This is a genomic window from Butyrivibrio sp. AE3006, from assembly GCF_000424165.1.
GTDB lineage: Bacteria > Bacillota > Clostridia > Lachnospirales > Lachnospiraceae > Butyrivibrio.
Window position 1 is genome coordinate 1 of sequence record NZ_AUJJ01000033.1, and the last position, 19,165, is coordinate 19,165.

General features: G+C 41.9%; 16 protein-coding genes. 2 read left to right on the forward strand and 14 right to left on the reverse strand.

The annotated features are described in order from the left end of the window. The 11 genes from G603_RS0115050 to G603_RS0115100 all read right to left on the reverse strand — a co-directional run. On the reverse strand, positions 1-521 hold a 521-nt coding region (locus G603_RS0115050; protein ID WP_035793530.1), incomplete at its 3' end, for an IS110 family transposase. A 175-nt stretch (positions 522-696) separates the two neighbouring features. Further along, on the reverse strand, positions 697-1,716 hold the full coding sequence (locus G603_RS0115055; RefSeq protein ID WP_026670738.1) for a tyrosine-type recombinase/integrase: 1,020 nt from the start codon (positions 1,714-1,716) through the stop codon (positions 697-699). Between the two features lie 202 nt (positions 1,717-1,918). Then, the gene (locus G603_RS0115060; RefSeq protein WP_026670739.1) at positions 1,919-2,611 is read right to left on the reverse strand and encodes a YczE/YyaS/YitT family protein; all 693 of its coding nucleotides are present in this window, start codon (positions 2,609-2,611) and stop codon (positions 1,919-1,921) included. 52 nt (positions 2,612-2,663) lie between these two features. Continuing rightward, the gene (locus G603_RS0115065; protein WP_026670740.1) at positions 2,664-4,754 is read right to left on the reverse strand and encodes an Ig-like domain-containing protein; all 2,091 of its coding nucleotides are present in this window, start codon (positions 4,752-4,754) and stop codon (positions 2,664-2,666) included. 29 nt (positions 4,755-4,783) lie between these two features. Continuing rightward, positions 4,784-4,915 carry a hypothetical protein gene (locus G603_RS23040; protein ID WP_255345877.1) on the reverse strand — a complete coding sequence of 44 codons (132 nt, stop codon included), beginning with the start codon at positions 4,913-4,915 and terminating at the stop codon, positions 4,784-4,786. 98 nt (positions 4,916-5,013) lie between these two features. Further along, entirely contained in the window at positions 5,014-5,169 is a 156-nt protein-coding gene (locus G603_RS22480) for a hypothetical protein (protein WP_155831026.1), read from the reverse strand. Positions 5,170-5,182: 13 nt separating this feature from the next. Beyond that, on the reverse strand, positions 5,183-6,277 hold the full coding sequence (locus G603_RS0115080) for a hypothetical protein (protein ID WP_026670741.1): 1,095 nt from the start codon (positions 6,275-6,277) through the stop codon (positions 5,183-5,185). A gap of 41 nt (positions 6,278-6,318) precedes the next feature. Continuing rightward, entirely contained in the window at positions 6,319-8,127 is a 1,809-nt protein-coding gene (locus tag G603_RS0115085; protein ID WP_026670742.1) for an ABC-F family ATP-binding cassette domain-containing protein, read from the reverse strand. A gap of 146 nt (positions 8,128-8,273) precedes the next feature. Next, complete coding sequence (locus tag G603_RS0115090) at positions 8,274-9,209, reverse strand: DUF1848 domain-containing protein (protein WP_026670743.1); 936 nt, start codon at positions 9,207-9,209, stop codon at positions 8,274-8,276. Then, the gene (locus tag G603_RS0115095; RefSeq protein WP_026670744.1) at positions 9,210-10,655 is read right to left on the reverse strand and encodes an ASKHA domain-containing protein; all 1,446 of its coding nucleotides are present in this window, start codon (positions 10,653-10,655) and stop codon (positions 9,210-9,212) included. 208 nt (positions 10,656-10,863) lie between these two features. Further along, positions 10,864-14,019, reverse strand: a complete 3,156-nt coding sequence (locus G603_RS0115100; RefSeq protein ID WP_196808086.1) for a discoidin domain-containing protein — start codon at positions 14,017-14,019, stop codon at positions 10,864-10,866. Between the two features lie 185 nt (positions 14,020-14,204). On the opposite strand from G603_RS0115100, the gene G603_RS0115105 reads away from it, so the two are divergent. After that, positions 14,205-15,074 (forward strand): LysR family transcriptional regulator, encoded by an 870-nt coding sequence (locus tag G603_RS0115105; RefSeq protein ID WP_026670746.1) that lies wholly within the window; start codon positions 14,205-14,207, stop codon positions 15,072-15,074. On the opposite strand, the gene G603_RS21700 is transcribed toward G603_RS0115105, so the two are convergent. After that, positions 15,066-15,812, reverse strand: a complete 747-nt coding sequence (locus G603_RS21700) for a hypothetical protein (RefSeq protein WP_051207959.1) — start codon at positions 15,810-15,812, stop codon at positions 15,066-15,068. The genes G603_RS0115105 and G603_RS21700 overlap by 9 nt on opposite strands. Further along, positions 15,809-16,300, reverse strand: a complete 492-nt coding sequence (locus G603_RS0115115; protein WP_026670747.1) for an NAD(P)H-dependent oxidoreductase — start codon at positions 16,298-16,300, stop codon at positions 15,809-15,811. Before G603_RS0115115 ends, G603_RS21700 begins: the two co-directional genes overlap by 4 nt. Positions 16,301-16,474: 174 nt before the next feature. Here G603_RS0115115 and G603_RS0115120 point away from each other — a divergent pair, with 174 nt between their 5' ends. After that, complete coding sequence (locus G603_RS0115120; RefSeq protein ID WP_026670748.1) at positions 16,475-17,392, forward strand: fibronectin type III domain-containing protein; 918 nt, start codon at positions 16,475-16,477, stop codon at positions 17,390-17,392. A 1-nt stretch (position 17,393) separates the two neighbouring features. On the opposite strand, the gene G603_RS0115125 is transcribed toward G603_RS0115120, so the two are convergent. Continuing rightward, on the reverse strand, positions 17,394-19,154 hold the full coding sequence (locus tag G603_RS0115125) for a class I mannose-6-phosphate isomerase (protein WP_026670749.1): 1,761 nt from the start codon (positions 19,152-19,154) through the stop codon (positions 17,394-17,396). Positions 19,155-19,165 lie beyond the last annotated feature (11 nt).

Consider the following 19,165-nt stretch of genomic DNA (forward strand, 5'->3'; position numbering starts at 1 on the left):
TGAGCTGCCGTCCAATGGCTGTTTCCGTCATATCGGTAATCATGCCTTAGACAGAATGCCAGGATCTGCTGCTTGACCTTTTTAAGTGCGAGTTTATGATCATCGCGCATACGGAGGAATTCTTTTACTTCCTCGTCAGATGCGGTAGGAACATGTACCGGACTGTAGTTGTGCTGGGCAAGGCATTTTCCTATGATCTCAGCATCACGCTTATCCGTCTTGATCCTCTTTTTGCCACGTTGCTCCAGCATCGTGGTAGGAGCAAGGATCACACAGTCGACATGATGATCGGTCAACTGGTGATATAAGGTGTAACCGAGGCAGCCCGCCTCATAACCGCATACGAAGATAGTATCGTTTCCGTAGACGGTGCGAAGGAATTCCAGATACTTCAGGACTTCCTTATAATCTGCGGGTGTTCTTCTGGAATAGGAGCCTTTCTCTTTCTCCAGAGTATAAGCACAAAGTGTAAAACTTTCTTTGTGGACATCCATTCCTACGTAAACTGTGGTATTATTCATTTGTGACCTCCTTTTGTATGCGGTAATCCCTGTTACCATTTGTTTTAGCAACTATAGTATACAGGTAAATCCACGTTGCTACAAAATGGAGGTCATTACATATTGTCTAAAGAATAACTCAGAATAACCTACTAAGTATCGACAGATATCGATAATGGTGATGCAGTTTTCTATGTCACCTAAGCCCCTCAAGCACATTCCTTGTTTCTTTCATATCAGTCTTGGCGGCTTCTGCGTAGATATTTGTGGTATTAAGGCTCTTATGGTTAAGTTTTTTCTGCAATTTGAGTATATCGTGGTCTGTGGCCTCATAGAAGCTCATGGCGAAGCTGGATCTGAGCTTGTGAGGTGTGATTTTGTCAACATTGGAGCTGTCCGGGAGGGCGGCTCTTACGTATTTTTTTACAAGGCGCTCAACGGCGCGAACACCGATTCTTTCGCCGGAGAGGGCAGTGAAAGCGGGGAAGTTCCTGGTTTGCTTCAGATTGAACTTGGCTTTCTGCGTGGTGAAATAATCAAGAAGATACCCTGAGCATTCATTTGAAAAATAGACAGTCTGGGTATCGCCGCCTTTTCTAGTTACAACAACGCTACCTGATGCAAGGTCAAAGTCGTCCATATCAGTGCTTACAAGCTCGGACACACGAAGTCCGGTATCAAGGAAAAGCAGGATCATTGCTGAGTCTCGCTTGGTGTACAGATTATGATAATTTGTCTGTGCTGTGGAAAGTCCCGTACCATTGCGGACAGAATCCAATAATTTGGACTGTTCTTCATTTGTTAAAAAAATAACATCTTTTTGGGGAAGATCAATTCGCTTAGATATAGCCATAGGATTTAGCCTGATTTTGCCGGCTTTCATGAAATAACTGTACATACTGGCAACACTGGCTCTGCGACGTTTTGCAGTGGTGTTTTCATAGTTTTCGGCCATATCTGTCAAATAATTATTTATGTAAAGTACGTCCAAATTTGACAGATCATCCAGGGTCAGATCCTTCACAGAGATTTTCTTCTTTTTATATTCAGGGACACAATTCACGATAAAATCCAGAAAACGCTTGATGTCACGACAATATTCGAGCTTTGTGTTATGTGCGTCGACCTTGCCAAAATTGTAGATAAAAACAGAAACGAATTCCGGCATTTCTTCAAGAAGTGATTCAATCTGATCAGAACGGCTTTTTCTTTCCATGAAATCCTCCCAAGGTACGAATTGTGATACAATAAAACGTGTAAATGCAGAATAAATCTAAGGATTTTGCTACATACATATCATGATTCCATAATAACACAAAAAGCGACCTTGATACAAAATGAAGTTATTTATATTAAATGTTTTGCGACCAAGTACCAAAAATATAAATTTTACGACTAGGATCATGTTATAGGTGTTCTCAGGCTGCTTCTTTATTCATAAATATTTTGATAGTCGTTGCCAGATGCTGATGATGAACTTTGGTAGCATTAAACTTTACCGAGGCAAAAGCCATCTGCATAATAGGGCCTGTTGCAAAGGCACAGATAAGTGTTCCTATTCCTACAGGGCCTCCCAATAGCCATCCGATAAAAGTTGCAAGACTAAGAAGTGTAATGCTGACAATTCCAATAGGAATTTTTTTTGCACGTTTTGCAAGTGCAACAAGCAGTGTATCTCTGGGGCCACAGCCAAGAGAAGCACTCATATACGTGTACTGGGTATATGCCATGATCACCAGTCCAATGATCATTACCGGTATTCCGGTCCACAGGGAATCGCATTTATGTACGACATTCAGTTTATTAAAAAGATCAACTGCCTTGCCTACAACAAAGGCATCTATAAACATGGCAATGCCAATGGGTTCCTTAAGCGCAATATCTATTCCAAGGATCGCATAAGAAACAGCCACCGATGCTGTTCCGTATAGTATTCCCAGTGTATTCGACAATCCTAGATTAAGTACATCCCAGGGACCGGCACCGATATTTGCCTGAATTGTGAGATATACGCCGAAACCGTTAACAAATAAACTTATCGCTGCCAGAAACATATTTGCAACTATAGCTCTGGTCGTTCTATTTTCTTTTACTACAAAATTTCTAAACATTAATCAACACTACCTACTTCCGAAATAACAATAAATCAAAACTTCGCACCTGTCAGTTAACGGTAACCGCGACTTTCTTTGCAAGGCCATTCTTAGCAAATACATATACGCTGCAGCTTCCGGAATTAACTGCTGTTACCAATCCTTTCTTATCCACAGATGCCACGTTTGGATTGTCAGATCTGTATCGAAGTTTGGCTGCATATTTTTCAGGAAGAGCCTTTCTCTTTCCTTTTTCCATTTTTACAGAGGCCTTGACTCTTGCGCTGTTGCCTTTGCTTAAATTTATGGTTTTGGTGGAAAGCTTCACTTGTTTAGGGTTCTTATATTTTTTACTGTCCTTCCCTGCAAAGACCGCAGTCACTGTCTCACCGAGAAGCTTGTTATCGCTGTCATAGCCTTTTATATAAAGCTTTATGTTCTTTGTAAAATCTATCTTCTTGCCTTTGATCTTTTTAATCGTCACGGAATTAGATTTTACAGTCTTTGTGGGCTTCGTTTGGAATTTTTTTCCATAATAGGTTACATATACTTCATATTTAGCTATTCCTGCTGTCTTGTCCCAGGAAAATTTTATTTTTCCTTTTTTCTGGGTTATCTTAAGACTCGTATTAAAAGTGTAAGTCTCCGGCTGATTTTCAGAGTTGTTTTCAGCTATATATGTGTAAGTGAAGGTTTTATCTGATGTGATCGCCATACCTGTACCGGGTGTCACGTCCCAGCTTCCTGCTTTATAGCCATTACCGGGCTTGTCACCGACCTTGGGAATCTGGCTGTTAGTCAGCTTTAACACATCACTTCCATATCCTGAAAGTGTTACTCGTTTATCTTCTGTTGTGCCGTCACTCCAGTAGCCATTTACAACTCTGAAGGTCACAGTCTTTGTTATTTTATTAGGTGCCAGCGTTGCTTCTCCTGTTGCAGCATCCTTAACCACCTTATAATACTGATTGTCACTTACAAAATACTTAGCAGGATCCAGGTTTGCTCCACTTAATCCGGTGGTAAAGACTCTGGGCTCATCCAAACTCACACCTACTGACGCATTTGCGCCAATATTTTCTACAGTAATACAATTACTAACAGTATAATCTGCATCCAGATATACATTATTAGGGATATAGCTACCACCACGAGTCATAGTATTGCCACTAATCTTGGGATTTCCGGAAATTTTAAAGGTGTGGTTACTAAATTGATAACCAACGTATACTCCACCGCCGACGGTTTCATTAGAACTATTTGTTCCGGTGATTTGGTTATCAGTAATCTGACCTCCAGAAATAGTGCAATTTCCACTATCTTCGAGACTGACTCCTCCACCTAAACCAATGTTTCCGGTAGCCTGGTTTCCACATATCTTTCCACCATTCATAATGAAGTCACCACCGGAAAGTACACCTCCACCAGATGCTCGATGGGCGGCTCCTGCTATATTGCCACTTATTTCACCGCCATCCAATGTAAAAGTACCAGGTGATTTAACATCAACACCTCCGCCACTTATATCTGCTTTATTATTGGATATTTTTCCCCCATGCATCTCAAAGGTCGAAGTACCATATATAGCAACACCACCAGCCGTTTTGGAACTATTATTGCTTATTTCACCACCAAGCATATTTAAGGTACCATTAAGAATGTAGATTCCACCGGCAGCGTATTCTGTTTGGTTGCCGCATATCTTTCCACCATGTAAATTAACGGTACCTTGAATAAAAATGCCACCACCATATTTATTACTTCCATGTCCTGTACCACCGGTGATTTCTCCCTTATTTTCTTCATCATAGATATTAATAGTGGAATCGGTCGGCACAATTATTACACTATCGTCAGAAGTACTGCTGGTGTATTTGAGTTTTTTTCCATTAAGACATAGGTAGACTGTCTTTCCGGACGGAACCGTCCAGCCGGTATCAGTCAGAGTCACATCAGTAGTCAGGTAAATACTCAAGGTATTCCCGCTGTTGAAATCATCCTCTTGCGGCATGCTTGTAGAATTATTCCATGGTTCAAAAGTGATACCATTGTGAATATGCTCTCCCTCTGCCACAGCCACTTCAGGCATTAAAGTCAGCATCCCCATTACCAACATCATAGATAAAATCAGTACATAATCTCTTTTAAATAAGGTCTTCATTATTCACCTCCAAATTGATGAACTCTATTCTAATCCACAACTGACTGAATCCATTTTCCGACGATCTGAGTCAGTTTCATGCGCTGTCCGATAAAACTGTGGTTGCTGGCGATTTTTTCATACACGATTTTTCCCCCGGCTTCTTCAAGCTTGTCTGCCAAAGGTTTCAGCATCTTATCAGGTGGAGCTATCGTGTCATAGGACGCTTCCACAAACAGAACATTTTTGGTTAATAAGTCTTCATATCTGTTAAGGACGCTCAGCTCCTGCTGGTTAATAAGGGCATTCTCTTATCCGGTGAAAGAAGATACCCATAAAGATGAACTCCACCGCTAACGATATTTAATTCTACTATGTCCGGAAAAAACTGCGGATCATCTGCTTCAAATTCAACAAAAGCTTTTTCATAATCCATCCTGATCACCTCCTCATTTCTCCCTCACTATTGTAAACTCAAAATCCTTCAATTCGCTATCATAAATGCTAAACATGCGATAATTATCGTTAATTGACACATCATGCCCGTAGGAGTATTTGGTCTCTCCGTTTTTATCAGTGTATGAATAAAGCAGGTAAATCTGCTTTTCGACACCATTTAATTTTATCCTGGGTACAAAAATAAAAGTTTTTTCAGCAGATTTTACAGAATAACCGGATGCTGTAGAGTCTGCCTTGTTCCCGCGCCAATTTTGCAGATCTATACCTTCGATTGGCGTAAACTCCACATTTCCTCCAAAGACAGTGTCATAAAGAAAGTCGCCATATTCTCGCATATTAGGCTTTAAATACTCCTTCTCTTCGTCTGCCTTCTGAATTGCGCACTCATCCAAATAAGGGCGAAATGCATCTATAGATATGCCGTCCATCTCTGGCTGCAATATATCGAATGGATTTTGCCCATAAAAATCGTTAAATGCTTCTTCCGAAACACAGTCAAATACATATATTGAACTTGCGTGAAATTTCTTAAGGATTCCCTTTAAATCAAGAGATTTTAGATCGCATCCAACGGTATAGACATAATAGGATGCATTTTCGCGATAGAATTTTTCGGTGTCTGATCCGTCAAAATAGTCAGCTTCTATATACCGGAAGCCCATTCGACTATCCTGATAATTATGAATAGCCATTACCTTACCATCAAAACATGACGAAACTTCAGCCTGTATAGCCGAAGCTATTTCGTCGCTCTGATAGTCATCCGTTCCCTCGTCAGAAGCCTTTTTGTAGGGAATATATACAGTAAAATCTTTACCGTCATGCTGCATTTTAACCTGATAGTTACCAGTGGGGGTTTTGGAATAGCTGATAAAAATATCAGCATTTACATGAACATCATAATCTTTTTTGCTACTTAGAACTTCGGGAGTAAAGCCATACTTTTTTTCAACGTAGCTTATAGCGTTCTTCTCTGCCCTGTTGCGGTCAAGAACCTGCATGATTTTATTGCATACAAACAAGGCAATAGCAACCAAAATAAGTATGGCGATGATTTTAAGTATTACCCCCAAAAACTTTTTCACACCAATTCCCCTTTTTCCCCAGAGTTTATATGGACTATACGTCAGTCATTTTGAAAGCTGTCCACCATCTCCTGAAGCTCAACGTACCTGTCCATTTTTCTCTCTATTTCAGCATCAACTTCCTCTTTTTCCTTACTAAGTGCCATAAGCTTTGGATAATCCGTTGCAGCTTCTCCAATCTGGAACTCCAGTTCAGCACTCTTTTCTTCAAGAGCTTCTATCTCAGATTCGATATTATCGTACTCTCTCTGCTCTTTAAATGAGAGCTTTGTCTTCTCCCTCGGAGCGCGGTACTTACCCTTGGCGGATTTATCTTCTGCTGTGGACGCTTTGGGATTAGAGATAACCTCTGATACACCTGCAGCTTCCTTTTTATGAATGAGAAAATCTGAATAACCGCCCTCGCTTTGATACAGTGTTCCGTCTTTTTCGAAAGCAAAAATCCTTGTAACCACGCGGTCAAGGAAATATCTGTCGTGACTTACGGTGATGATGATTCCTGCAAAGCCGTCCAGATAGTCCTCCAGAATTCTGAGGGTCTGAATGTCCAGATCGTTAGTAGGCTCATCTAAAATGATTACGTTTGGCTGCTCCATAAGGACCTTAAGAAGGTATAATCTTCTCTTCTCACCGCCTGACAGCTTGGAAATCGGAGCATACTGCATCTCCGGATTAAAAAGAAACCTGTCGCACATAACAGACGCTGAAGTCAGACCGTCAGTGGTTCTTATGAATTCCGCAGTGTCTCTTATGTAGTCGATTACTCTCTTACTTTCATCCAGGGCTTCATTTTCCTGACCAAAGTAGCCTATCTTAATGGTCTGCCCTATTTCAACAGATCCGGAATCGGGAGTTACCGCATCCACAATGCATTTTAGGAGTGTGGACTTGCCGCAACCATTCGGCCCGATGATTCCTATTCTGTCCAGCTTGCCAAAAATATATGAAAAATCCTTAAAAAGGAGCTTGCCTTCATAGGATTTAGAAATCCCGTCAATAATAATGGTCTTATTGCCCATTCTTGTGGGAAGTGAGGAAAGCTCTACCTGTCTCTCCTCTTCCGGACGCTGTCTGTCACGCAGCTCTTCAAATCTCTGAATGTGGGCTTTTTGCTTGGTTGAGCGGGCTCTTGCGCCTCTTAGCATCCATGCAAGATCTTTTCTGTAAAGACTTGCAGCCTTTCTCTCAGCGGCCTGTTCGTAATCAAGTCTTTGCTGTTTTAATTCAAGAAATCCCGAATAATTGGACTCGTAGCGATACACACTGCCCTTATCAATTTCCAGAATCTGATTCGTTACTTCATCGAGGAAATATCTGTCATGGGTGATCATAAGCAGAGCACCTCTGAAATGCTGAAGGAAATCCTCAAGCCACTCGATCATGTCAGAATCGAGATGGTTAGTGGGCTCGTCCAGAATCAGAAGATCTGAAGGTGTCATGATGGCAGCAACAAGAGCTGCTCTCTTCTTCTGACCACCGGATAAAATAGACGGATTGCACTCAGGATCATCAATTCCAAACTTTGACAGAGTTGCCTTTATTTCTCCGATTTTGTCCCAATGATCGCCGCCTGCGTAAATGGTACCCGCAATATTCTCCAGAAGTGTCTTATCCATATCAAAAACAGGGTTCTGGGGAAGATATGATATACGAAGGCCGTTACTTACTATTACCTGCCCGCTGTCCGGAGTAGTCTTTCCTGCAACAATAGAAAGAAGCGTGGATTTTCCTGTTCCGTTGGTACCCACTACTCCGATTTTATCTGTATCGCTTATTCCTACGGAAACTCCGCTAAGAACAGGCTTTGACATATATGATTTTGAAACGTTTTCTACATTTAATATATTCATTACATTACCTAATCTAAGATTCTTAATATACTATAGAAAGAAACGCTTTAGATGTCCAATACTATTATCTCCAAATTGGACCACAGGGGACGGGGTTATATGGCCCAAAAATGAACCACTAACCCCGTCCCCTGGTCCATTTATATTTACACAAAATCAAAAATGGACATTTGCCCATTAATCCAGGACTTCTGCGCCACATCATTGATTTTGTCATCCGGTCTGTAGTTTCCTATCAAAAAAGGTGAGTCCGGGTTGTGATTCTTCATATTGGTTTTTACAAGGGAAACGTCATTGTTGGCATAACAATATCTGCACAGATGTCCGCAAGTATCATAAGCACCAATATCGCCGGATAAGTAGCACGCACACTCACTCCTGGCCCCTTTATGCTTGGGAGCATTCAGTTTATTTCCGATGGCACGCTCATAATCGGCGATTGTCATGCATCCTCTGCAATCTGCACCGTATTTTTCAAGAAAATCTCCTTCGGCGCAGGGCTTCACAAGCATGCCGTGCTTTCTTGCTATTCTTATGATTTCCTTTCCAAGAAATAGCTTGTCGTTTTCTGACACAGCCCTTACTTCCGGAAAATTTCTTTTTACTTTCTCATAGAGATCTATAAAACTGATAACTACAATTTCCGTATAACCTTCAAGAGATGAAGCCATTTTTTCAAAGGCCTTCAAATGATAATCTATTGTATACTTATCGCTTACAAATATTGGATCGTAACGCCAGCCTATAGCCTTGGTTCCAACCTTCCCTGACAAAAATTTAAAAGACTCAATGACCCGCTCCTTATCAGGAACCATTGGCTCTATATCCTTTCCGTAGGGAGTTATGGTAATGTACCAGAACTGCCCAAAATCTTTAACAAGATCAAGGTATGGAAAGAAAGGCTCAGGATTCTTGGAGCAAAAGCCAATAGCATCCACAACCTCAGGATTTATCACGTATCTGCTAACCTGAACCGGGTTATAGGGATTGCGCACACATACAAAGCCCTCTTTTATTCTATTTGCAAGCCACTTGGGGTAAAAGGCAGGGATATCTGTTCTCTGCCCTGTGTTGAGTATCATCTAAAAATACATCCTCTCCATGTACTGGTCCTGAAAAACACTGCTGTCAGCGAGACTGACCTCTTCGGCGGTGGAAGCAACCTCTATAAATCTGCTGCGCATACTTTCATCAAAGGCATACTTAACGGCGCCCTCTAAAGATGTATTTCCAACAGCCCGAGTTCTGTCTAAAAGTTCCTCCGGAAGAAGGCCGATTCCACAGGCTTTTTCCAGATTGATCTTTAGGCCAAAGCCCCCTGCCAAATAGGCAGCCCCCACCTGGTCGTAGCTGATGCCGTATGCCTGCAACAGGGTTTCCAAACCGGCTCTTATTGCGGCCTTGGCAAGCTGAACTTCTCTAATATCTTTCTGTGTAAAAAAGACCTGATCCGCGATCTTAAAGCCTTCTTCATCTATATCTTCATCGAGTAGACCTGTGTCATCAATAAACTCGTTCTTTAAAAGTTCATAGACTATCTCTATAACTCCGGTGCCGCAAAGTCCCACCGGTAGCTGATTTCCGATTGTGTCATATTTTACGGCTTCATCTTCGATGGTGATACTGCTTACAGCTCCCGGAATTCCGGCGGTGCCGCAGGATATGTTTCCGCCTTCAAAGGCAGGGCCTGCTGCGGTGCTGGCTACCATTATTTTGTCTTTGTTACCTATAGCCATCTCACCATTGGTGCCTAGATCAATCAAAACGCAGGGCTTTTCCGCCTGATCCATGCCCACTGCTACAATACCGCTGACAATGTCCGCTCCCACATACGTACTTATGCCGGGAAGCAAGGTACAGCCCTCTACGCTGCGGCAGCTTATGTCCACAGGAGTATAGGGTGCTACGCCGAGAGTTTCGCAGGGAAGCCCCTGCCATAGATGCTGCATGGTAGTATTGGCAGAGATGATCTCCGGGACGCTTTCAGCTACACCAAATGAGGACAACAACTCTTTAATATCCCCGCGTATCAGTTCTTTAAGCTCCTCGCCTTTTCCCTGATTGGCTGCCTGAATTCTGGATATTACATCTGCACCAAAGCTGCGCTGATGGTTGACTCCTGTTTCCGTCTTGATGATTTTCTTTCTGTCAGGATCAAGGAGTGCTGCAGCCAAAGTAGTTGTTCCTATATCTATTGCCACCACGGGATTTAGAGGCATTTCGCCCAAATCTTCCTCCGCGATGGCTGCAATTTCCATGGCTTCGTCTGAATCGTCTATCTCAACTGTGAAATCTCCGCTTACCCTTGTCTGACATGCAAGGCGAACGCCCTCTCTCAGGGCTTCTTCTGACAAGTGTTCCTTCTCTATATCCAGCGGCTTTGGAGCATCAGAAATAAATCGCACCCTGCATTTTCCGCAGGTGCCACGACCACCGCAGTCCGCATGGATACGGTTGCCTTTATCTCTCATGATCTCCAATATGCTTTTTCTTCCGTCGGAATTGCCGCTAAAACGTATTGTACTCATAGTAATCGCTGGTTAAAACCTCCTGTTTGGCGCTCTCTATAAATATATTTCATATTTTCCCATAATACCCCTTTAACATCAACACGCGGGAAGAATTCCTGATCAATCAATTACACTATCTGCCCAAAATTTGCCACCATGAAAAAGGCGCTATGTGCTCAATTACACATAGCGCCTTCATACTTATTACATCCGATAGATGACTTTTTTATTTAACCTTTATGCTCTTTACCTTACTCCAGTTGGAATATACTTTCTCGCCGTTCTTCTTGGAGTAGGTGCGGATTCTTACATAATATTTTTTCTTTGACTTAAGCTTTTTGAAAGTCTTTGTGGTGGTTTTTGTCTTGTTAATAGTGACTGTCTTAACGTTCTTCTCAAAGGATTTATCAGTACTGTACTGAATCTCGTAGCCCTTGATGCCCTTAGCAGTTACCTTCTTCCACTTCACAGTAAGTGTCTTCTTTCCTGCGCTGAGCTTGGAAACAGAAGACTTCTTCTGCTTTTTATCTACTGTCTCTGCAGGTGCCTCTTCTGTGGTTGTCTTAGGTGTTTCGTTATCTGTTGTTACCTTTTCAGAGGTTTCAGATGATGTATTTTCAGACTTATTTCCAGCTTCGCTGCCGGTATTACCGCTGTTTTCGTTAGTATCATCATTTCCTGTCTCTTCAGGAATGCTGTCATTTTTGATGATCTCAAGACCTTTTTTAGTGTCATAAACAGCAGTTACTGAGGATGAACCCTTAAGTGTAAGCTCTGTATCTTCAACAAGCTGACCATCAGCATAGATGCTGACGTTATAAGTACCTGCAGTGAGATAATCTGTAAGTCTGTAACCGGTTTTAGATGTCTGTACCATCTCCTTAGTTTCACCGCCTAATGCGATTTCCACCTTTGCCTTACCTGCTTCCTGCTCATATACGCTTCCATCTGCCAGTTTGTAAGCGATTTTTCCTGAGTTTATGGAATCAAACCACTCGCCTGTAGTGGAATTTACAAAAAGAACGAAAGTATCGGTCTCTTTTTCGCTTGCAGGGAATGTTACTGTGGCATTTGATGAAGGAACTTCGCCATTGCTCCAAACGCCGTCAAAATTAATCTTGAACTCGTAGGATATTGAACTTTCAGGAACGGTATAAGTAAATGTGCGTTTGAATACGCCACCGCCGATATAATCAAGACGAGATAATACATTTGCCTGATCCCAGCCGCCAAATTCCTTGAATTCATTTATGCCTGCTCTGTTAAAGAAGTTACCTGTCCAATTTGCGATTTTTTTAATATCCTGTACAACGTTGCCGTTTCCATCCTTGTGTGTGTCAAAACCTGTTACAACCTTGTCGTTATCAGCGAAATATCTGACGGTAACATCCTGTGAAGCCTTTGATGCATTACATACTTTTTCTTTGACTACTTTTCCGTTTACCAGAATGCTGACGGTATTTTCACCTGCGCTGAAAGGAAGAACAGCTTCATACATGTTTCCGTCATAAAGTGCCATGTTTGCGGTGTTTTCGCCTACACGTACCTGCAGGAAATCTCCGGGGAAAGCCTTAACGATACCGTCAAACTCATCTTCCTCAGAAGGCTCTTCCTGATTACCGGAACCCTGGCCTTCGTCTTCGCCGTTTTCATTCTCATTGCCTGTCTCTGCAGGATCATCATTACCGTTCTCATCTTCTGTGGTCTCAGGCTTCTGATAATATGCCTCGATCTCAAACATACTTACATAGGGACCTGAGAAGGATGATACATGAACTCTTAAATATCTTCCCTGAGCTTCATCGAATTTAAAATCCATGGGCTCTGTGGATGTGCTTTCACCGCTTGCAACAACGAAATAATCGCTATCCGGGGAGTCGGACATTTCCACTGTAAATACTGCGTTCTCAGTATTTACATAGGTTCCTGTTCCGCCAAAATACAGAATTACTTCGTCGATTTTTGTGCTCTTTTCAAAATCAACACGATACCAGATATCAGGATCCTCTTCGTGTGAAACTAAAAATGAAGTATAGCTTCCGTCAGTAAGATTACCTACGTTTCTTGCACCGATACCTCTTGTTGAACCTCTGCCGTTAGAGGAAGCGCTTCCCTGCTTGCCCTTGGCAAGGTTGGTATTGCCATCCATTCCTCTGCCCTCAAGATCAGGAACGTTATTGAGATCACTGTAAATTCCTGTGTATTTAAGTGCAGTTTCTTCGATCAGATTAACTGTATCAGCGTTATAGGAAACTCTGTTGTTCTTGTAGTCTGCACTCTCAACCAGAGCTGTAAGCGCATCCTTATCTTCTGAAGTAAAGCTGAATGCACTGTCTTTTCCTGTCATTGTGTAGTAAATGGTGCTTGCAGAGATAAGACTTGCAAGATCATTACCATGCACATTGTCGCCTTTTCTGTACCATTTCTTATTCTTGTCAAAATAAAGCTCGTAATATGCTTCACCTGCAGGAGCAAGTTTGGCATTAAAATCCTTTGCTACAGAAACATAAGCATTTGTAACTGTTGTCTGCATGCTCTTAAGTACGTCTTCATTAGCCCAAGGCATGTAAAATACCAGCTGCGGCTGTGAAGGAGCTTCCTCTATCCAGGGATAGAATGCTTCAGCACCCTGACGAAGAAGTGCCTCGGAAAAACCTGAGGATTTTTCCTGAAGTACCACATAATCATAGTCACCGTCTACGATTGCCGCTCTTGTGCTCTCCTTAAGAATGTCAGCCTGGTCAAACAAAGATGCACCCATCTGAGTTCTTGTATCTACCTGAGCATCAATTCCATCAAGTGCGAAAAGTGTCTGAAGCTTGCCGGCAACGTCGTTGTATCTTGTAAGGCTGTTACCAACCATAAGAATCTTTACTGTATCATCGGCAGCTCCATCAGCTTCTTCGGCTTCTTCAAGGGCCATAACTTCGAGCCCGGCATCAGCTTCATCTGCCTCTTCAATTACCTCAGTCTCAGGATATTCAATATCAGTAATATCTGTTGTAGCGTTATCCTCTTCGACATCAGAATAATCAGCTTCTTCTGTCGCAGTTTCCTCAGAAGTCTCTTCCGGCAGCTCATCACTTTTGTTTTCCTCTGCCTGCTCTTCTTCTTCTGAAGTGTTTTCATCAGTCTGAGCTTCCGGATTTTCCTGAGTTATCTCATTAACCTCATCAAGTTCCTGCTCATTTTGTTCATTTGTCACATCATCCACTGAAACATCCATGTCTGCGGCATATTCTGTTGCAGTCTGGTCTTCAGCAGCAAGTGATGTCACCCCGCCCTGCCCCAGAACAGTCGTTGTCAGGACTGTCGTCAGCATGAGCTTTGCAAAAAGTCTTTTCCACTTGGGACTTCTCTTTTTTGGCCTTTTTCCTCCCATATACATAAGTTTCTCCTTTTCCTCCACCTGCGGATCTGACAGCAAAAATCCCCAGGAATTCAGTTACTGTTTACCCATTAATCGCTGTCAATATGAAGTATATCTGAGGGATAAATTGATTAAAAATATGAAAACCTATATAATCATATATATAATTATATATATGCAAAAAGGAGGACTCCCCTATGAACCTGCTGGAACTGCGGTATTTCAGAACCGCTGCACAAATGGAAAATTTTTCAAAAGCTGCAGAACATCATCTTATTCCGCAGTCTGCCATAAGTGTAACCATCAAAAAGCTTGAGCGGGAACTGGGGTGCGAACTCTTTGACAGGTCAGGCAAAGCCATAAGATTAAACGATAAGGGCAAGCGCTTTCTTGAGGCTGTGGACCAGTCTTTAAGCGCATTGGATGCCGGAATCAATTCCCTTCGTGAGCATTCCGTAACAGGAATCGGTATAAACATTCAGAGCGGCATACATTTCATGACCTACCTTGTTCCCGATTTTGAAAAGATAAATCCGGGCATAAGGGTGTTTTTCCTGCAGGGAAATTCTGCAAAAAATAAGGAAGCTGATTTTACTTTCTATCAGCTCCCTGTGGATGAAAAAAAATATGATTATGTAGTTTTGATGGAGGATGAAATCATGGTTGTTATGCCAAAGTCTCATCATCTTTCAAAGAAAAAGCAAATTGACTTAAAGGCTTTGTCAGGCGAATCCTTCATCGCATATAACAAGAAAAACCAGCTGCGAATCCACACAACTTCTTTGTGTAAAGAAGCGGGATTTTCTCCGGATATCGCCTTTGAAGCAGATGATATGAAAAGTCTCCGCTCCATGGTAGAAGCCGGCCACGGAATCGCCCTTGTTCCCGGCACTTCCTGGATGCAGACATCTTCCAGCTATACATCTCTTATTCCGCTAAAGGGTCATCCCACGAGAACTCTTGTCCTTGCCTATCCCAAAGGCAAGAAGCTGAACAAAGAGGAAAAGCTCTTTCTTGATTTCACCACAGCGTGGTTTGATAAGCTTAGTGCTTCAAAACTAAGGTAAAGTAGGCTTCTTTTTGGAGAGCCAGCCCCTGAACACGCCGCCCTTAAGTATTGAAAGCACAATGAAAAAGAAATCCGCGCCAAAAATAAATATAAATGAAGGCAGCATTATTCTGGTGTAGTGCTTTCCATATTCTTTTTTACGGTTAATGCAGGTAGCAAGCCATATATCAAAGGTAATGATTCCGCAGCCAAAAAACAGAACCTCTGCAAGATCCTTAAGGAATCCAACAATTACATTTTTATCCAAGTAATTTCCTGTATTCATGCCTGTTATGACGAGATTCAAAACAGCGATTGCGAAAACTACCACGATCATGATCCGCATAACATTCATCATTACACCGCCGCCGATTCCGAGGCCGCCGCACCATTTTATACCGCTTCTGATACAGAAATTCTCCATATTCTGCATAAGCGGCTCATTCTGTCTCCCTTCGATAAAGCCGTTATTTGCTATAACGTAGACCTTAAGATCCGGCTTGTGCTCTTTACACCACGCCTCCATTGTTTTTAAAAAAGGAATAATGTGGGAAGGCACGCCGTCTACATAAAGCGGCATTGTGAAAACCACAGTGTCGGTATCCTCAAGCTCTTTCAGTATCTCTTCATGCTCTGCCCTTGTGCGAAGCTTCATTTTCTTTTTGTTTCCAAGCACAAAAAGGCTTGTCATATCCACTAAAAATCCGGAAGCAGAGAGCTTTTTCTTGGGGCTGCAATCTATGAATAATGTCTTCATATCTCTGATACCTCCAGTTTATCTATAGAATCCGTGAACCTAAGCTCAGTGGATGTGTATCCGTGATTCAATCTGTTTCTTTCTATCATCAGTTCCCATGTCTTTTTCTCATTATCAGCAATATCGCCGTAGACAATGACCTTGAAATTGCCCTTGCGACCATATCTAAGCGTATGATGCATCTGCCATCCGCGATATGTGCTAAAGGGTGTTGATGCTCCGATGGATCTGTCCAGGAGATTCTTGACGTTTGAACTGTAGCCGCCATAGGTGTTATCCGTGATTATGACAAGATCATCTGCCTGTCCCACAATTCTGCACATTTCATGCAGTGAATCGGACATGCTGCAGGTAGCGGGATGCTTGGTCCAGCAATTAAAACATCCCTGACAGGGAGCGTATTTTCCATCCGCCCATACTACTTTATCGCACGCTGCTTTAAGCTTTTCATTATAAGATTCATCAAGGTCATGGATTATAATTTTCATTATCAAAAAACCTCTTTTTCTTTATTCTGTTAACAGTATAAATAATAATGAAATCTAAATGGTATTTCCACCGAAAATAGCTTGTTTTACACTGTATTTTTGTGATAAATTTCTTTGAGGGGTGGAGACTGATCGCGTTCTAGACTTCTAAATCTAATTCTTAGAGGTGAGTGTATGAAAAAAAGTTTTAAAAATGCCATTATTATGATAATGGCGGCGCTTGTAGTGTTTTCAAGCATCAGTATTCACACTATGGCCGCAGGGGGATCAGGCGGCAACGTTATTAAACTGGCAGACGGACGCACTGTTTCCGATGGTGGGGAGCTTACATTGGAAGAGTTGAAAACTGCTAAATTTGTTCTTGGCGGCAATAAGCCCATGTATATTGCTTTAGTGGGTGCTCCATACGCATATTATATTAAAGACGATCCGGAACCTAACTGGGCCTATGAGGCACATATAAAGCCCGGCGATGAATATGATCTTTCATCCTGTGCAAAATGGTTTGCGCCTGATTATGTGGATTTTTGGGGTGATATGCCGAAAAACACCCATCTTACAGTGGAGACCTGCGATGATTATTCAGCTAAACATCCCGAGTATCACGAATATGTTTTCAGAATTCTTAATGGTATAGAATCATCTGAAGAACCGAAGGAAACTCCTAAGGAAAAGCCCAAGCAGGAGCCTGCTCACGGCACTGTTACCTATGAAAAGCGCGAACCTGAAAAGACTGAGCCTGCAAAAACCGAGGCTGCAGAAAACATCGATAAGACTCAGAAAAAGGCTAAATTTACTAAGACAAAATCAACAAAGACATCCATCACTTTGAACTGGAAAAAACAGAAAAAAGGAATCACCGGATATGAAATCCAGTGCAGCATGGACAAGTCATTTACAAAGAATGTAAAGACAGTAACTGTAAGCAAGGCAAAGACAACTTCTAAAACCATCAAAAAGCTTACGCCCGGCAGAAAGTATTACGTAAGAATTCGTACCTTCAAGAAAAATGGCGGCACAAAGACCTACTCCGATTGGAGCAAGCCCAAGGCCGTCAAAACAAAATTAAAAATCTATGTATGTAGAAAATAATTTAAGATATTGATGCCAGTAATACCATAACATCCTTATCCTTAGGCACCAGTCTGAATTTTCCGGTGGATGCAGGGATTATAAAGCTTTCAGCATAATGAATGGTCAAAGAAGGAAAGCTCCCATCACAGCTTTCTATTACAGCTTCTCTTCCATTTACCAGATTCCCTTGTATGACAGAATCATTACATTCAATATCGAAGGGATGGTCAATTGAATAACGCATTACTTCAATTGGTTCCCTGCTGTGAAGGCCTGTCCTTTCAACTTTGTATCCCTGCCCTTCATCCACTGTTTTTTCTTGATGAATCAGTTCTTCATATACATATTCCGTATCTCTATCCCACTGGATATTCTTAAGTCCATGGTCCACATGAATCGGTCGTGGAACACCATCTAATCCTACGCGTCCCCAATCCCATAATTTGAAGGTGAAAATATAAGGAGTTGAGCTTATTTCAAGAACCATACAACCCTCACCTGAGCAATGGACCGTTCCTGCAGGAATTAACAGATGATCATGCTTTTTGACCGGTATCTTGTTTACATACTTTTCAGCAGGAAAAGATAATTCCCCCTTTTCCGCTGCCTTAAGATCCCGGGCAACCTGCGCTTTGTCAACATCTGTCTTAACTCCCAGATATACATAATTCTGTTTTTCATCATCAACATCGAGAATATAATAACTTTCATCCTGAGTGTAATGCATACCGAATTGGTCCTGTATGTATTCTGTAAGAGGATGAACCTGAAGCGATAGATTTTCGCCATCTATCGTATCAAGGAAGTCAAAACGAATCGGGAATTCGGCGCCGTATCTTCCATGAACTCTCTCTCCCAAAAGCTGTCTTGGACAATACAGAGTAACATCAGTTGTCGGGAACTGAAGCACATTATCGCCATATCCGAGATTAATGGCATTTTCTTCCGGAACACCGTCAAAGCACCATGCCAGATTTTTCTCATTCTGTCCAACCCCCAGCATGTTCTGCATCCATTTTCCGCCCCATACTCCCGGATCAAAATAGGGTTCCATTCTAAAAGGTCTTGTGGAAACAACCTTTAATCCGGCGCGAAAGGCTTCGCCTGTCACCATTTTAAGATTTTCATCTCTGTTGGAATCGATCAGATAGTCCATGTCATCGAAATGTGACTTTTTATATCTGTCAGCAATCCTCCATTCGATGAAATATCCAATCTTATATTTGGTGAGAAACGGCGCGCTATTATTCGTGCAGTTCCAGTTAGCCATTCCGTTTCTGTATCGAAGCTGAATCTCCCATCTTGAGATGTCGCAGTAAACATGTATATCTGCTTTTGCAAATAACTCTGTAGCAAAGCCGACAAGTACTATAACTCCGCTCTTTTTCTTTATCTCATCCGATAATAACAGCCTTTTGCCGTCATCATAGAAAGCTTCCGGCCTTTTGTGACATATAACACCAAAAACTCGATCGTCCGTTATAAAATCTTTGAATTCCTCAAACCTCTTATTTTCTGGCTTTGCTGCATCTTCAATATCTATTACTTCTTCAGCCCGGAGTTTTCGCGCAATCTTCATGATAGCTGCCTTATTCACACCCGGATAGAGATCAAAAGACACCACAAGCAAATTTTTATTTTCATGCTCCTTTTTACGTAAAACAGCAGAATTCAGCTCTGTGATCATTTCCTCTGTATTACTGAAAACATGACTATCATAACCATCTATCTTAGTAACAGGAGCAAAATCATAGTTGTTATAACTGCTAAATTTACCCATACGACTCACTT

Excerpts from the sequence above, each read along its gene's own strand:
- G603_RS0115125 (WP_026670749.1), bottom strand. The coding sequence starts at position 19,154 with ATGGGTAAATTTAGCAGTTATAACAACTATGATTTTGCTCCTGTTACT.
- G603_RS0115085 (WP_026670742.1), bottom strand. The coding sequence starts at position 8,127 with ATGAATATATTAAATGTAGAAAACGTTTCAAAATCATATATGTCAAAG.
- G603_RS0115100 (WP_196808086.1), bottom strand. The coding sequence starts at position 14,019 with ATGGGAGGAAAAAGGCCAAAAAAGAGAAGTCCCAAGTGGAAAAGACTT.
- G603_RS21700 (WP_051207959.1), bottom strand. The coding sequence starts at position 15,812 with ATGAAGACATTATTCATAGATTGCAGCCCCAAGAAAAAGCTCTCTGCT.
- G603_RS22480 (WP_155831026.1), bottom strand. The coding sequence starts at position 5,169 with ATGGATTATGAAAAAGCTTTTGTTGAATTTGAAGCAGATGATCCGCAG.
- G603_RS0115095 (WP_026670744.1), bottom strand. The coding sequence starts at position 10,655 with ATGAGTACAATACGTTTTAGCGGCAATTCCGACGGAAGAAAAAGCATA.
- G603_RS0115105 (WP_026670746.1), top strand. The coding sequence starts at position 14,205 with ATGAACCTGCTGGAACTGCGGTATTTCAGAACCGCTGCACAAATGGAA.
- G603_RS0115115 (WP_026670747.1), bottom strand. The coding sequence starts at position 16,300 with ATGAAAATTATAATCCATGACCTTGATGAATCTTATAATGAAAAGCTT.
- G603_RS0115065 (WP_026670740.1), bottom strand. The coding sequence starts at position 4,754 with ATGAAGACCTTATTTAAAAGAGATTATGTACTGATTTTATCTATGATG.
- G603_RS0115120 (WP_026670748.1), top strand. The coding sequence starts at position 16,475 with ATGAAAAAAAGTTTTAAAAATGCCATTATTATGATAATGGCGGCGCTT.
- G603_RS0115060 (WP_026670739.1), bottom strand. The coding sequence starts at position 2,611 with ATGTTTAGAAATTTTGTAGTAAAAGAAAATAGAACGACCAGAGCTATA.
- G603_RS0115090 (WP_026670743.1), bottom strand. The coding sequence starts at position 9,209 with ATGATACTCAACACAGGGCAGAGAACAGATATCCCTGCCTTTTACCCC.
- G603_RS0115055 (WP_026670738.1), bottom strand. The coding sequence starts at position 1,716 with ATGGAAAGAAAAAGCCGTTCTGATCAGATTGAATCACTTCTTGAAGAA.